The organism is Microcoleus sp. D2_18a_D3 (genome assembly GCF_036702455.1).
GTDB lineage: Bacteria > Cyanobacteriota > Cyanobacteriia > Cyanobacteriales > Microcoleaceae > Microcoleus.
Genome location: NZ_JAUBTK010000049.1, coordinates 42,421 through 55,464, shown reverse-complemented (window position 1 = coordinate 55,464; position 13,044 = coordinate 42,421). Strand labels below are relative to the sequence as shown.

At 41.2% G+C, this 13,044-nt stretch carries 20 protein-coding genes; 14 read left to right on the top strand and 6 right to left on the bottom strand.

Annotated elements, in window-relative coordinates:
* Positions 1-33: 33 nt before the first annotated feature.
* The 3 genes from QUB06_RS21365 to QUB06_RS21355 form a co-directional block, all read right to left on the bottom strand.
* Positions 34-1,896 carry a hypothetical protein gene (locus tag QUB06_RS21365; protein ID WP_333436969.1) on the bottom strand — a complete coding sequence of 621 codons (1,863 nt, stop codon included), beginning with the start codon at positions 1,894-1,896 and terminating at the stop codon, positions 34-36.
* Positions 1,897-1,900: 4 nt separating this feature from the next.
* Positions 1,901-3,388 carry a hypothetical protein gene (locus QUB06_RS21360; protein ID WP_333436968.1) on the bottom strand — a complete coding sequence of 496 codons (1,488 nt, stop codon included), beginning with the start codon at positions 3,386-3,388 and terminating at the stop codon, positions 1,901-1,903.
* Positions 3,389-3,471: 83 nt separating this feature from the next.
* Entirely contained in the window at positions 3,472-3,918 is a 447-nt protein-coding gene (locus tag QUB06_RS21355; RefSeq protein ID WP_333436967.1) for an RNase H family protein, read from the bottom strand.
* 92 nt (positions 3,919-4,010) lie between these two features.
* Here QUB06_RS21355 and QUB06_RS21350 point away from each other — a divergent pair, with 92 nt between their 5' ends.
* On the top strand, positions 4,011-4,424 hold the full coding sequence (locus tag QUB06_RS21350; RefSeq protein WP_333436966.1) for a hypothetical protein: 414 nt from the start codon (positions 4,011-4,013) through the stop codon (positions 4,422-4,424).
* A 137-nt stretch (positions 4,425-4,561) separates the two neighbouring features.
* Here the strand turns inward: QUB06_RS21350 and QUB06_RS21345 are convergent, their stop codons facing one another.
* Both QUB06_RS21345 and QUB06_RS21340 read right to left on the bottom strand, forming a co-directional pair.
* On the bottom strand, positions 4,562-4,849 hold the full coding sequence (locus QUB06_RS21345) for a hypothetical protein (RefSeq protein ID WP_333436965.1): 288 nt from the start codon (positions 4,847-4,849) through the stop codon (positions 4,562-4,564).
* A 17-nt stretch (positions 4,850-4,866) separates the two neighbouring features.
* A complete protein-coding gene (locus QUB06_RS21340) occupies positions 4,867-5,685 on the bottom strand; it encodes a DNA cytosine methyltransferase (protein ID WP_333436964.1) in 819 nt (272 codons plus the stop codon).
* A 68-nt stretch (positions 5,686-5,753) separates the two neighbouring features.
* On the opposite strand from QUB06_RS21340, the gene QUB06_RS21335 reads away from it, so the two are divergent.
* The gene (locus tag QUB06_RS21335; protein ID WP_333436963.1) at positions 5,754-6,134 is read left to right on the top strand and encodes a hypothetical protein; all 381 of its coding nucleotides are present in this window, start codon (positions 5,754-5,756) and stop codon (positions 6,132-6,134) included.
* A 62-nt stretch (positions 6,135-6,196) separates the two neighbouring features.
* Here QUB06_RS21335 and QUB06_RS21330 read toward each other — a convergent pair whose 3' ends face one another.
* On the bottom strand, positions 6,197-6,595 hold the full coding sequence (locus QUB06_RS21330) for a hypothetical protein (RefSeq protein ID WP_333436962.1): 399 nt from the start codon (positions 6,593-6,595) through the stop codon (positions 6,197-6,199).
* 266 nt (positions 6,596-6,861) lie between these two features.
* Between QUB06_RS21330 and QUB06_RS21325 the strand changes: the two genes are divergently transcribed.
* The 12 genes from QUB06_RS21325 to QUB06_RS21270 all read left to right on the top strand — a co-directional run bounded on the left by QUB06_RS21325 (position 6,862) and on the right by QUB06_RS21270 (position 13,037).
* Complete coding sequence (locus tag QUB06_RS21325; protein WP_333436961.1) at positions 6,862-7,263, top strand: hypothetical protein; 402 nt, start codon at positions 6,862-6,864, stop codon at positions 7,261-7,263.
* Positions 7,264-7,424: 161 nt separating this feature from the next.
* On the top strand, positions 7,425-8,153 hold the full coding sequence (locus QUB06_RS21320; protein ID WP_333436960.1) for a hypothetical protein: 729 nt from the start codon (positions 7,425-7,427) through the stop codon (positions 8,151-8,153).
* Positions 8,154-8,195: 42 nt separating this feature from the next.
* Complete coding sequence (locus QUB06_RS21315) at positions 8,196-8,588, top strand: hypothetical protein (RefSeq protein WP_333436959.1); 393 nt, start codon at positions 8,196-8,198, stop codon at positions 8,586-8,588.
* 178 nt (positions 8,589-8,766) lie between these two features.
* Positions 8,767-9,153 carry a hypothetical protein gene (locus QUB06_RS21310; protein WP_333235663.1) on the top strand — a complete coding sequence of 129 codons (387 nt, stop codon included), beginning with the start codon at positions 8,767-8,769 and terminating at the stop codon, positions 9,151-9,153.
* A gap of 34 nt (positions 9,154-9,187) precedes the next feature.
* Positions 9,188-9,562 (top strand): hypothetical protein, encoded by a 375-nt coding sequence (locus QUB06_RS21305; protein WP_333436958.1) that lies wholly within the window; start codon positions 9,188-9,190, stop codon positions 9,560-9,562.
* A 124-nt stretch (positions 9,563-9,686) separates the two neighbouring features.
* On the top strand, positions 9,687-10,052 hold the full coding sequence (locus tag QUB06_RS21300) for a hypothetical protein (RefSeq protein ID WP_333436957.1): 366 nt from the start codon (positions 9,687-9,689) through the stop codon (positions 10,050-10,052).
* 73 nt (positions 10,053-10,125) lie between these two features.
* Positions 10,126-10,530: a hypothetical protein gene (locus tag QUB06_RS21295; protein WP_333436956.1), complete on the top strand. Its 405-nt coding sequence runs from the start codon at positions 10,126-10,128 to the stop codon at positions 10,528-10,530.
* A complete protein-coding gene (locus QUB06_RS21290; RefSeq protein ID WP_333436955.1) occupies positions 10,523-10,789 on the top strand; it encodes a hypothetical protein in 267 nt (88 codons plus the stop codon). The genes QUB06_RS21295 and QUB06_RS21290 overlap by 8 nt, the downstream gene beginning before the upstream one ends.
* 51 nt (positions 10,790-10,840) lie before the next feature.
* Positions 10,841-11,128 carry a hypothetical protein gene (locus QUB06_RS21285; RefSeq protein WP_333436954.1) on the top strand — a complete coding sequence of 96 codons (288 nt, stop codon included), beginning with the start codon at positions 10,841-10,843 and terminating at the stop codon, positions 11,126-11,128.
* Between the two features lie 139 nt (positions 11,129-11,267).
* Positions 11,268-11,783, top strand: a complete 516-nt coding sequence (locus tag QUB06_RS21280; protein ID WP_333436953.1) for a hypothetical protein — start codon at positions 11,268-11,270, stop codon at positions 11,781-11,783.
* Between the two features lie 194 nt (positions 11,784-11,977).
* Positions 11,978-12,376, top strand: a complete 399-nt coding sequence (locus tag QUB06_RS21275) for a hypothetical protein (RefSeq protein WP_333436952.1) — start codon at positions 11,978-11,980, stop codon at positions 12,374-12,376.
* Between the two features lie 145 nt (positions 12,377-12,521).
* Positions 12,522-13,037, top strand: a complete 516-nt coding sequence (locus QUB06_RS21270) for a hypothetical protein (protein WP_333436951.1) — start codon at positions 12,522-12,524, stop codon at positions 13,035-13,037.
* Positions 13,038-13,044 lie beyond the last annotated feature (7 nt).

Sequence of the window (13,044 nt, the reverse complement as noted above, 5' to 3'; positions counted from 1 at the left end):
TATTTTGGCGAACCTTAGCAATGATGTTAGAGTCTAGAATACATAGATAATGTTTTTTGTCAATGCGTAAGTCCTAAAATCTTTGAGCCAGGGGATTTTCCCGGCATCTCCTAGACCATTGAGATATTCGGTAACAGCTTGCAAACCCTTGTCATTATTGGGATATGCCGACTTCAATGAGTCAACCGCGATTTGGAGTTCCTGACTGAGAAAATCAATAATTGTCATTTCTTTTGCAGCAGTCTGCATTCCCCCTGGCGGGATGTTGAGGACTATATTTTCAGCTCCCGCACCCCGCGCCCGACCCAGAAGTGAAGCCACAATCCCGGTGCTGTCATTCATGCTGTTAACGGCGACTTCTTGGAGAGTTCCAGGCAATGCCATTTTCGGAAGTTTATCGACAGACGGCGGGGTTGAAAAAGCTTTGATCGCATCTCGAATGGCGGGATATTGATGAGCTGCGATGAGTTGAACAAAGTCCCCATCAAAGTCTCTGCCCAAACCAAGCATGAGTTTTGTTGAGGCTGCCATCAGACCTGAATTTTTGGCTTGGGCATAGGTTCCCTCATGGCGGTTGATCCAAAGTTGACAGTCGCCCCAGTGGCGCATGGGGTTACAAAATACGATGTACGGGCCCACTTTTGAGCTAGGAGCCATGTTAGGTGCACAGAAAACTTTTTCGGTAAAAGTAGTTATGCCATCCTTTGTACTTTCGTACTTTTGAAAATACTCGTCAGGCTGCGACATCAGCGACCAGAAACGAACTCCGGCTGCTTTAGCTAAGTTGAGCCAAACGGCGCGAAGTCTTTCAGCTACTTTCCCGGTGATATAGGGATGCAGTAATAGCCTGCCTTTTAAATCATATTTGATGATTTCCATTGCTGTGTTGACATATTCAGCTTCTGATTGAATTGAGTCGCCCTGTTCCTGTTCCTGTTCTGCTTCTACTTGATGAATTCGTAACTCAGTAGCCAAGGCTTGAATTGAATTACTAGCTGCTGCTAACTTTTCACATTTGGCTCGAAGTCGAGTAATAATTTCATCTTGTTCAAGCGTTTCAAACTTAAACCATTGAAATAGCATCCAGCCTGCTTTTGCTGTCCGTTGTTCCGCTTCAAATACTAATCCACAGAGTAATTTATCTGTGTAGTTTCCGAGTGCGGGTTTGTTGCCCTTTAGTGAACTCCAAGGGATGACCAAATCATAGCCAGAATCATCTAACTGGGGATTGTAGGCGATCGTCCCTTTGGCTACCCATTTTTTTAATGCTGCTATCCGAAACTGAATAGGAATATCAGCATCAATTTCATCAGGATTAAATTCAACTGTTCCCGCATTCAGCAATTGCATGAATTCTCTGGAACCTTTTGCGTGACTATCTCCGCTGTTCCAATGCCGTTTATTTGTGGGATCATCTTGCGGATTGCCACTAGCATCTCTGGCTGTGTCATCAACAATTACATAATTGAATTCTCGCCCAATTAAATGCTTACATCCAGTGTGAAGAATACTCCCGTAAATTATCCGTTTCCATTGTTCTGTTGCTAGAGTTCCATAATAATCTTTCCCGATCGGAGCCAAATTAAATGTAAACCTACCGTGATTGCGGGAGTTGCTAGCTAAATCCAGTTGATATCGATCGGTTTTATCGACTACAAATGGATTCAGCAATGCAGCATTTTTTGTATTTTCTGGAATTTCACCAATACAAAATCTATCTTTCCCAATGTCTTTATGCAACCCTGAAAGCAGAGTATTTCGCAAAGTTACTTTGGGAGCATTTGACCATTGTTTTGCACTGCAATCCCATACAGACAAAATAGCAGTAGTTGCTATTTTTGCCACTGTTTCGTCTGCACCGTACCAGTCGTATTTGAGATCGTATATTGTGGGCATCTGATTAAATGAAGTCCATAAAGTTGAGTCTACCTGTTGCTATTCGGGCAACTTTATCAGCTCCTAATAATGCTGCAATTTCTTCTTGTCCTGTGACTTGAATGGGATTATCAGGATTAGTCAGATTATAACAAATGGCAAACTCATTTTTAGCATCTATTCCTAGCCCAATAATTTGGCTCATACGAAGTCGGGCCGTGTTTCGCATCTCTATGGCTGAAGTTTTGAATTGCTCCAATATTTCAACTGCATTAGTGTTGTACATGGCAGATACCCTCAAATTAAATCGGGTGGGATTGTCTACTAAATCTCCAAAGACGTAGAGAGTTTTGGCTAGGGTAGTTTTGTTTCGCATGGCTAAAATAATGATGGTTGAGACAATTAAAATCGGGCCTGCCATTGCCAACAAAAACATCCAGGCAGTAACATTCATATTTGTCGTACCAAAGACCGTCATCAACAGAGCTTCGTTGACTTTCAAAGCAGAAGCAGCAAAGAATCTTAGTGCTTGAGCTCCAGAACTGCCAGAAACTTTGAGGACGACTGAAGTTACGCAATGAGTGAGAGCTGAAATTAGGCTGGCTGGCATTCCAATCAGATTCATGCAATTGGTCAAAAACCAGCTTGCTATGCTGGAAATTATGCCTGCGGTAATCCCTACTGTCGCCAACGCACCACCTACAGCAACGATCGGCGCTACGACTGGGACAATTACTAAAGCACTAGCATTGACTTTGATACTTCGGATTGATAAGATTCGATCGTTGTAAATTGAGTTAATATCGTAATTGCTATTACCTATTACTATTCCTGTTCCTGTTCCTGTTCCTGTTCCTGTTCCTGTTCCTGTTTCTGCTCCTGTTCGCACAATTCTGGGAGAAGGAATAGGTGCGTCACCCATAGCAACCAAACTTCTAGCCACATTGTTGTATTTAGCTCGGGTTCTGCGTCGATCTTCTAATTTCAAACGTTCATCCTGTAATTCCTTGTAATATTGATCTCGTAATCTTCTAGCTTCTTCCTGCATTTGAAGCTTTTTTTGATTAATTGATGACCATGCCTCATCCATAGCGTAGTCAATTTTTACCCCCATCTTGGACAATTCTGGGAGATTTAAACTGCTATTGAAAGCATTTATGGCATCTCCATAGATGCCTCTCTCTGTACTGGTAGAAGTTAATGAAGCCAAAGCTCTTTCACCAGCACCCGCTAAATTATCATAAAGTTTGCTGTTGTAAGCTCTGTTTATTCCGTGGGAGGTTTCCAAAAATGCTGTTCCGCATTGCCCTATCAGCATAGGAAATGCCAAAATATTCTGTGATGACTCAAGCCAACCCAAAATAACTTTGCCCGTTGGATGAGCCAATAATGCTTGAGTTAATGGTTGTTCCACGAGCCATTGCTGGGGAGCATCCATGATTTTTTTGACTTCGGTGACTCCTTTTAATGATTGAAAATTTGCCCAGATATCGGCGATTTCATTGGTAGGCATAGTAAGTGTGGCTGCTTTAGATACTTGTACTTAATAACAAATATTGTAGTTCAAATCACACACTTAATGCCTACCTGCGTTAGTTAGTTTGAAGGAGACTTCTTCAAACTTTCCTCTTTAGCAAGTCGATCGCACTCAGATAGTTCAGGAGTCGAATTCCGTGCTAACCATACCCATGTCACCTCATGAATTTTCGCTAACTTATCAAGTTCTTCCCACAAATCTTGGTTAGCGTTCCGTTTCCAACCTTTTGCCATTGTGTTGACGACATAGGCTGAATCAGAAAATAGGCTAACTTTGCAGGGCTGTTTCAGAGCTTTCAACCCTTCGATCGCTGCCACCAATTCCATGCGATTGTTAGTAGTGATTGTTTCAGATTTACCACTAATCGTTTTCTTGTTAGTTTTTCCTGGAATCGTGAGGAATGCAGCCCAACCACCCGGCCCTGGATTTCCTGAGCAAGCACCATCACAATGAATGTTGACTACACTTTTTGGTTTCTTATCTGTATCTTGAGTTGCGTTTGCCATTTATTTCAAAGGTAAAAGAATCAAAACCTGATAGCGAAGCGATATTATTGATGATATTTGCTATAAAATAACAAAAAATTTAGAGAATAAATATGTCTGAAAATACTGATTTGTTGATAAAGTGTTTGCAGTTGCAGGCAGAGAATCGCCGACTGAATGAGCAACTAAAACAGATGAAAAATCTGACGATCGAAATGTTTGCTGAGTTTAAAAACCATAGAGCAAATGGAATTCTGACCGAAAATAATAGAGAATCCATCAGACTTAATGCTGGCGGAACTATCTACTTTGTTCAATATGTCGATCGAACTGGGAAATCTTACATATCAACAGAAGGATTTACGCCAGAAGGTGATATCGCGCCTAAGCTTTTCTACTTTGGGTTTGCTGTATTTTTTATGGTAGAAGAACTAACTCGACAAGGATTTAGTTGTTGGTCGGAGAGATTTTCAAAGTTGTTCGTAGCTTGCGGGGCGCGTAGCGCCATCGGAACCCAAAGTTTATGAGCTATATAATCCAAGAATTTGAACGGGTTATATCAATTTAAATAATTTCTAAAAAGCGCTTTGAAAAACAGGTTTTAGGTTCGTAACAACAACAGAAGCAATAACAGAAACGGTAAGAAATTTATTAGACTAATCTGTTAAAGCAGTGCCATAATTTGCAAATGTCGATAAACTACAATCTCCTCAATCCCAACTTGACGACCGATTGCCTTCATGGATTGCCCCTCGATCCGCAAGCTACGAATCCGTTCTCTTAGAGTTTCAATTTGCTCAGCCGATAGAGTGGGTTCGACTTGCTTAGGCTGCAATTTCCATGTCCTGATATTACGCTGTACCTCTGCTGCTATCGTGTTGGTACGTTTGCCTATCTGAGAATAAGACAGCCCTTGACGGTACAAACTAATTTGCTCTTCCATGTTGGTCATCTGTGTAATAGCAGTAATTATTGAGGCAAAGAAGCTAGAAACTGGAGACGCATCAAGGGAACTGTAGCCTGGGGAACACAGATTGACTTACCAACTAGACTCACGGCTTCTGCGCGTCCTAGGGTTCTTCGTGGTAATCCGACGTTAACTGGTGGTGGATTGAATCGCCACCAGTTTTCGTAATGCAATCCAGCCAAGTAGGAGGGAACGCTAACATCCAAAGGCAGAGTTCCGGGTTTATCTTCTGGGTACTTGGTAAACGACCTTGCAATTTCAATGTGAGCTCTAATTTGTGCTGACCAGCTCGTCCACCCTTTCCGTTGCTGGAGGGTAAGGTGGTTGGCGTAGGCAATGAGGAAAACCCTTTGCCTTTGATGTACCGCACCGCACTCCGACGCGCTGACAATCTCAATTTCTGTTTGATAATTTCCCAGTCGGAGTCCGGCAATAATTGTTCGTAACCCTCGATCGATAACCCCAACTGGCTGCTCCACAACCACAAAACTTGGTCTACCGATGATGATGCACCTGAGCGCTTCAAACCAAAGGCTTGATTCGATGTGGGCAAGTCCTGTTTTTTTCCCGGCTCTGGATGTGCCTGTGCAAGGGAACGAAATTGTGTAGACATCTGCTTGTCCTTTTACTGGTAGGTAATCTTGGATATCAGAATGAATTGGGATTTCTGGGAAATGAGTTCTAAGAATTTGCTGGGAGTAAGGATTATTCTCTACGAATTCGATCGTTTCCAATTTAATCTGAGAATTCGAGTTCACTAAACTCCCTGCTAGTTCCCAAGCTCCTATTCCCGCAAATAAATCAACGCATTTCAGTTTCATATTTGTGACTTTATTTTAATTTTATCATTTACACTTCGTGTTTGGGAAGTAGTTTTGAATCAACAATTATGACTAAAATTGTAATGATCTCTGGCAGTCGTTCCATCAAAGATATCAGTGCTGGATTACCATCGATCGATCGAATAATGGAACTGAAGTTTTCGGTAATTGTTGGTGATGCGGGAGGCGTAGATCAGTTAGTTCAAGAATATTTGCGTCAATCGAATTACCTAAACGTTACAGTTTACTTTGCTTTGTGGGGCGGTAACGGGAAACCGAGAAACACTACTGACTATGTAACGGTAGGGATTGCAGGAAGCTATGTCGATCGAGATATAGCAATGTGCTCAGTTTGCAATTACGGCTTGGCTCTCTGGGACGGGAGAAGTCGTGGAACCAGGGATAATATCGATCGAACTGGAAAGAAAACCAAAATCATCACAATTTGAGGCGTTGCCTTGAGCGTTAAACTTATCAGAAACTATAAAGGTATAGTTTCTGATAAGTTTAATTAATGATTTTTATGATACCAGTCAATAAATCGCTTGATAAATTCAGCAGTTGCTAAATCATGCTTGCTGATATACCAAAGATAGATTTCTTGATCTCTAAATTTCTCCATCATTCGGATAAAATGCTTATTCAGCGATTTATCCTGAACTTTTTGCCAGATGATTTGTCGCTTTTCCTCGGGGTTATTGCCATCCAAAAATCGAGCTATATTGGTTAGCTCTTTGCTTTTCTTGTTGCTCCAAGTCCAAAGCGCTATATCTTTGCCTTCGTAGGCTACACAGTAATGATGTTCCATTACTTTTTCATCGATTTTATTGCCATTACGATCGAAATAGGTTCCTTGTCGGCGATTAACATCGTAAGGAAATTCGGAAATAGGCTTGATGTGAATTGTCATGGTCGTTGCGAGAGGCTAAAGATCGCTTCCTCATCGCGAAGCGACCCTAGCCAAGAAATTCAGCTACCCTTTCACTCAGGGCAACATCTCAAATCTAATATTGATTTTCTATGTACTTCGATCGATAGCAAGAATTATTAGAAAACTGATAGACATAATATCGATCGAAATCAAATACAACAGAATCCTTACTTTTAAGGTACAGAAAGCTGATCTGTGAGGTCGCTTTGCGATAAGGAAGTGATCTTTCACCCCTCGTAACGACCATGACTATTACCGTAGAAAAGTTTGATTTCGACAAATTTACGACTGAGAAAGTTAAATTTGCGATCGATCTTGACCACGAAGTTTTTAATGTATCAGAAGGTCTAAAGGATCACTATGACCTTCTAGATAATTCTCCACTTTGGCGAGGCAAGTTTTCTGTTGAGAAGTATCGGAAACTACTCTGGGCAGAAATCCAGAAGCATTTACCGAGATATTATCAAAAAGGACTAAAAGGTTTCTATGAGCCTAATTTAGTTGCTGATTCAAATATCTTTCGAGCGATTATGCAATTAGCTGAAGTTTACCGAGATAAAGGTAGATTAAAGTTGATTTATATTTCCGATCGTTCCCATGCTGAGCTTATTGCCAGATGTGTTGATTATTTGGCAAATCAGATATAGCAGTTGCCTTAACCTAGAAATTACTGAGTTTCTAGGTTAACGTAGTTTTTTCATAAGTGCTCAATTCATCAAACATTCTTGAAATAGTATTGGTCAGAATACCAGATAATCAATAGTTAAAAACTGCTATACTCTAAGTAATTTAGTTGGAATATAGCATCATGTTTGCAACAAAATCTCCTGATAAACCAGCAATCCAAGTAACAGACATAGCCCCGGATTATCAAGTCAACTATAAAACTGGGTACATAGGATTTCTCAATAAAGGAGCGGACGTAACATCTCTCGGCATCGCTTATTTTACAGGTTGGGACATGATCAGCGATATCCATGTAACTCATACTTTGATTGTCGTAGGTGAGGATCAATGTATTGAAGCAGATATGGTAAATAACACAGTCAATCTTTGCACTCTCAGCAAATATTTCAATGACCCTAGCTGTCAAATCTTCTTCCGTAAACCTATAATTTTCAACGAGGCGATAGGTTATTCGATCGCACACAAAGCCAGTCTCGAACTCGGCAAAAAATACGATTTTGGCGCAATCTTAACCCAAGGACTCTCAGGCAGTTTCGCTGGACGGATGCTCGATCGACTGCTGACCGGAAAACTGGAGGAACTGTTAAGCAATATGCTTGAGCATCCTGATAAATGGATATGCAGCGAACTTGTGGCATACGCTCTGGATGAACAGCCACTTTACCGAGATAAAGGCATCCTCAAACGACCTAACTCTACTATCAGCCCTCAAGAACTTTTCCAGGATACCGAAATCTTTGCACCTTGGAAAAAATCTGAACCCTCAGAAACAGAAACGGTAACAGAAACAATCACAGAAGCAAAAGCAGAAACAGAAACAGGTACAGAAACAGACTTAATTTGCAAGTAACAGTAGGAGAGGTCAATCACAAAGGCGCTTTGCGGTACGGACATGAGTTCTTCCGCAGCGAGTTTTGACATGACTTTAGTTACAGTTACAGCAACAGGAAAGAAGCTAGTCACCCCAATTTCCCGCCCACACTGGTCTGAGTTTGATTTGCCAGTTAGCCAGGATTTGGTTTGGCGAGGCGGTGTCTATATTTGCGTGGATGGTAGGAAGGAATATTATTTCTCTTGCGAACTCCCGCTTTGTGTCAACGGCGATCGCATCCAGGTAGGGTTTGCTTATTTGACTGTCTGCGGGATAGTTAGAGTTAAGTCGATCGTTCCTTCAGCAACAATTGCTCAATATTTTGAGTATATTGTGGAAACTGAACAAGGAACTGAAGAAAAACTTCTGTCCTGGGAAATCTACAGCCGTGATTTTCTTAGTATTTTTTGGTAACTTCTAACTCGGAAACAGGAACCCTTCAGCTATGCGGTTCCTGTTTCCCAATGCTCATGTGACGGTCATGTGATGGTCATGTGTGCATAGCGCGTACATACAGGCTATGTGAGTTAAATTCAAGAAAGAGAAATGAAAATACTTCGTTTGGGGGATTTGATGTTATTCCCCAAACGAAATGGAAAACTTATCCCTGTTTGACTGGATTGTGAAAAACAATTTCCCCGAAGCAGATTTCTGGCTGATTAATAAAGGTAGCAAGCATAAATTAGGGGAACCAGTTAAAGAATTTCAGCCTTATCTCACAGGCATTAAATGTCCAGCTTTAGTTTTGCCAGATTACGGTTTCTATCTGTGTCTGCACCTTCAACAGCAAGGAGTGTGGCAACAGTATTCGCAAGGTTCATTAAATCTTCAGCATCTTCGCCTCAAGAATCTCAAAGAGGTTTTCCGATCGATTGGTAATCAGCACAGGATTCAACATCAAGCTCGTTTCAAGTCGTTTGTTCCATCTTCTGTGGCTGTCACTTCAGTAGAAAGAGAAGAGGTCTATGCTTCGCTGTAAAGTATTGAATTGGTGAAATTACAGGATTACTGAAATGGAAAGAATCAATTTCGGTGGAATTCAAGCTGAGGTGTTGGCGTTGTTCCCACACCAAAGCTATTTTATTTTCCGGTTGTCCGATCGAATCGCTGTCAAGGGCATTTACACAAGCCGATTTACTTGGGATGAAACAACAGATAATCTCGCAGGTTTTCTATCAGAACGGTTTGTCCTGTATGTGGGTGTACACACTTACGACGAAGCTGAATTTATCAAAGACGCAATCACCAAAGCTGGCGGAACTCCCAACGCAGATGTCTTTGCTTCTAAGTTCGTCCGTGGCTATCCCTATGAAGTGAGAGCGATCGGGATTTCTCCTGAATATCTTGTCCAGACTCTACAGCATTTTCCTCATCCTCATTCTGGTTAGCTACAGAAGCATAGAAACATCAGAAACACTCTTCACCACAGAAACGGAATTAAAAACTGTTTCCAAGGTTGTTAGTGTTTAGCTTCGCTATGAAGTGTTGAGTTGTTTAGTTAGAAACTTAATCATGAACAAAATCAATTTTGCAGGTGTTGAAGGTGAAGTTATTGAAACCTCGCCACACGGTAGTTACGTTGTAGTAAAATTGAGCGAGCGAATCACGATTGTCGGCACAACCAATAATCAATTCAATTGGCAAGAAATGCCGGATGTTGCTTCAGGATTTGAATCTTTCATCACCTACATAGGCATACGATCGAAAACTGAGGCTACTACATATCTAAACTTGGTAGCTACAGTTGGCGGCTACACACTCAAGAAAGAAGCTGAACCCAGAAAAGCCAAGCGGATTACAGATTTCCCATTTGAAATCAAAGTACGCGGGCTAACTCCTGAGTTTGTTGCTGAAGTAATTCGTTGCAAGAAAAAGTAGCTAATTCCTAAACGTAAGTTTCTCCTCACTATTTGAAGAGAAACTTACACTATCCAATTCACACATAATTCAAATGACTGACAAAATTGTTTACGACTTAATCCAACGGTTTGAAGTTATTGATGGTGTGCCTCATTTACTTCATAGCCAAATCAATAGCATCGAAGGCGGAACAAGTTTGTTTTCGATGGCAGAATCTTGGATCGCAAAGAATACCCAATTAGTGCGATTCAATAAGCTGCAATACGTGGCCTACAAAAACAAAGACGATAAAAGATACCAACTGGTGCTAACTCCTCGACTTAGTTTTCTTCAAGTATCATTTTCATCGTCTCGTTTAAGCGGGAAAGTCCAATTTGTGACAGAGCCAGATGCACTATTTCCTTACGCATTAAGGGTTGCAATCGACAGCAAAGAAACTCTCATTCAGCTTTTAGAAGATATTTTCCCACACAGGAGAACAGAAAACAATGGTTAATTCACAACCTTACCCAAACGAACGGGAACGGCAAGTTTTTGAAGCCGAACGTGAAAAAGACCAAATTACTAAAAGGCTCAAATCAGCTTTTAAATCCTTGGCTTGGCAATATCATCAACAGCAAATAGATGAAGGCGAGTTTAACATTCGGTGGCAAAACCACCCAATTCATTCGATGGATTACTATGAAACTGTTTGGTATCTGATGCAAAAAGGCTTTTGTATCCAAGAATTGTTAAACACCGAAACGCAAACCTAACCGAGCTTTTCCACAGATTCTTTCACTCTTTTAACTCCAGCAATAACTAACATGATGCAATTAGATTCACAAACGGAACAGACAACCCTACGCCTACGTGATGCGTTCCGTGTGCTCGCATGGGAGGTGTTTGAGACAAATCCTCAGATTCGTGAAGACTTAAACCAGCGTTACACCAAATTCTACAGTCGCTGGAGACAGAGTAAGATTCGATCGATGGATTTGAGTCAACTTACTGACTTAGCAACAGAAAGAGGTTTCTCAGTCGAACAACTGTTGAGTATCCGAGAATGCTACTACTCGATCGCACAACCTTATCCACCATTACTTGACGATTAACCGTTGATATTGATGATGGCGAGTTTATCTTTCCATCATCACATCGTTTCATTTTCATCGATCGAAAGAAAAAAACCTACAGAAAGTTATCTATGAGGTGCGCTTCGCGGTAAGGAAATGATCCTTACTGGTAATTGGCATGAAACGACTAAAGAAACAGATTCCTAACCTTGAGCTTTTTCGCGATTACTGCCGGAGCTTAATCCCACTAATGAAGCCTAGCCATTCAACTTTGACTACTCGGCGGCTAGAACTTTGGCTTTTTAACGAAGTACATCTAGGCAACGGCAAAGTAAAACCAGCTTACTTTGATGATCGGCTCTACAACTTCAGCCAACGAATCTACCCCGGCAGCAACATAGGCTTACTCACCTACCACGGCCCGGCACGAGGTGGCAGCAGTGGCTTAATCCGACCTCACAAAGACCACGGCTACGCAATGCCTCGCGCAATCAGCATAAATCTTGGCGAAGCTGAATTTGCGATCGATGGCAAACTTCATAAGCTGAGCGATGGCGATATTTGCGAATTTAACTGCAAACTTAGCCATTCCATACCTAGAATTATGAGCCCTGAACGCTTTAGCTTAGTATTCTGGCAACTAAACAAAGCTAAAGGCTACCAATCACAAATGGTAGAGCCGATCGACTGGTAGCCAATCAAATAGTAGATAAAAGCTGGATACGAGAGTTATCTTTCGTATCCAGCCTTCTTTTTCAGCCTAATATCTCAATTTCATAACAAGCTTATCCAGAAAGTTATCTGTGAGGGCGCTTTGCGATAGGGAGTTGAGATAGGTTTTCTGCCTATTTCCCAATTCACTGTACATTACACCAAAGGAATCTCATCATGGCTATTACTTTTGTTTCCAAAACTTCTAAAAAGCGTAGTTTGTTGATTGACGCATTAAGAATCCTTGCATGGGAAGAATACAAGTCTACCAACAAAGAAGCACTCAAGAATCTCGAATATGGCGGTTATGCTGTCTTTGACAAGGAATGGCAAGCCGAAGACATTCATAACAAAGGTTATGAGGATCTTCTAGCTTTTGCTAAGAGTCTAGAGTTTTCTGAGGCAGAGTTGTTGAGCATTCGCTCAAAATACTACGCCAAGAAAACTAATGGTGCTACTCCTACTCCTACAGCTAAGACTCCTGTTCCTGTCCAAAACAAGCCTACATCTAACGGCAATATTCCAGAAGATGTTAGTGTTCCTGACGAAGAATATGATGTCGGAGATTTGTTTTAGCGTCAATTAGCCAAGGTTGATGATGGAGAGTTTATCTTTCCATCATCAATCGATCGAAATAAAGAGAAGAAGTACATGAAGTTTTTGCTTAGGGTCGCTTCGCGATAAGGAGGTGAGGAAATATTATCGTTAGGAGTTTAGTATCATGGAAAAGATCAAGAAAGTAATCCCAAATCTGCCTGAATTTAAGCAGTATTTGAGAGTTTTAGTTGGCGAGATGGAATATAGCCATAGTAGCTTAACCAATAAAAGGTTAGAACTTTGGTTATTTAATAAAGTTCATCTTGGCAATGGGCAAGTTACTGCCGGATATTTTGACCAGAGGTTATATGACCTTTGTCAACGGATCTACCCCGGCAGTAATATAGGTTTGTTGACTTATCATGGTCTAGCAAGAGGTGGCAGTTGTGGATTGATTGCACCACATCGGGATCATGGGTATGGCAGACCGATCGCAATTTCCCTGAGTATTGGCATAGCAGAGTTTGTTGTTGATGGCAAAAGCTGTGTGTTGAATGATGGTGAAATTGTGAAGTTTAATTGTAAGCAACTACATTCTGTCCCTCGCATTATCAGTGAGGAAAGATTTAGTTTGGTTTTGTGGCAATTGAATGAAGCCAAAGGTTATCGATCGCAAATGGTAGAGCCGATCGAATGGTAGGATAAGA

Bases quoted from the DNA above. Each gene is read 5' to 3' on its own strand.
- QUB06_RS21345 (WP_333436965.1), bottom strand. From the start codon at position 4,849: ATGACCAACATGGAAGAGCAAATTAGTTTGTACCGTCAAGGGCTGTCT.
- QUB06_RS21295 (WP_333436956.1), top strand. From the start codon at position 10,126: ATGACTGACAAAATTGTTTACGACTTAATCCAACGGTTTGAAGTTATT.
- QUB06_RS21335 (WP_333436963.1), top strand. From the start codon at position 5,754: ATGACTAAAATTGTAATGATCTCTGGCAGTCGTTCCATCAAAGATATC.
- QUB06_RS21365 (WP_333436969.1), bottom strand. From the start codon at position 1,896: ATGCCCACAATATACGATCTCAAATACGACTGGTACGGTGCAGACGAA.
- QUB06_RS21275 (WP_333436952.1), top strand. From the start codon at position 11,978: ATGGCTATTACTTTTGTTTCCAAAACTTCTAAAAAGCGTAGTTTGTTG.
- QUB06_RS21340 (WP_333436964.1), bottom strand. From the start codon at position 5,685: ATGAAACTGAAATGCGTTGATTTATTTGCGGGAATAGGAGCTTGGGAA.
- QUB06_RS21355 (WP_333436967.1), bottom strand. From the start codon at position 3,918: ATGGCAAACGCAACTCAAGATACAGATAAGAAACCAAAAAGTGTAGTC.
- QUB06_RS21280 (WP_333436953.1), top strand. From the start codon at position 11,268: ATGAAACGACTAAAGAAACAGATTCCTAACCTTGAGCTTTTTCGCGAT.
- QUB06_RS21310 (WP_333235663.1), top strand. From the start codon at position 8,767: ATGGAAAACTTATCCCTGTTTGACTGGATTGTGAAAAACAATTTCCCC.
- QUB06_RS21360 (WP_333436968.1), bottom strand. From the start codon at position 3,388: ATGCCTACCAATGAAATCGCCGATATCTGGGCAAATTTTCAATCATTA.
- QUB06_RS21290 (WP_333436955.1), top strand. From the start codon at position 10,523: ATGGTTAATTCACAACCTTACCCAAACGAACGGGAACGGCAAGTTTTT.
- QUB06_RS21315 (WP_333436959.1), top strand. From the start codon at position 8,196: ATGAGTTCTTCCGCAGCGAGTTTTGACATGACTTTAGTTACAGTTACA.
- QUB06_RS21325 (WP_333436961.1), top strand. From the start codon at position 6,862: ATGACTATTACCGTAGAAAAGTTTGATTTCGACAAATTTACGACTGAG.
- QUB06_RS21330 (WP_333436962.1), bottom strand. From the start codon at position 6,595: ATGACAATTCACATCAAGCCTATTTCCGAATTTCCTTACGATGTTAAT.
- QUB06_RS21270 (WP_333436951.1), top strand. From the start codon at position 12,522: ATGGAAAAGATCAAGAAAGTAATCCCAAATCTGCCTGAATTTAAGCAG.
- QUB06_RS21305 (WP_333436958.1), top strand. From the start codon at position 9,188: ATGGAAAGAATCAATTTCGGTGGAATTCAAGCTGAGGTGTTGGCGTTG.
- QUB06_RS21350 (WP_333436966.1), top strand. From the start codon at position 4,011: ATGTCTGAAAATACTGATTTGTTGATAAAGTGTTTGCAGTTGCAGGCA.
- QUB06_RS21320 (WP_333436960.1), top strand. From the start codon at position 7,425: ATGTTTGCAACAAAATCTCCTGATAAACCAGCAATCCAAGTAACAGAC.
- QUB06_RS21300 (WP_333436957.1), top strand. From the start codon at position 9,687: ATGAACAAAATCAATTTTGCAGGTGTTGAAGGTGAAGTTATTGAAACC.
- QUB06_RS21285 (WP_333436954.1), top strand. From the start codon at position 10,841: ATGATGCAATTAGATTCACAAACGGAACAGACAACCCTACGCCTACGT.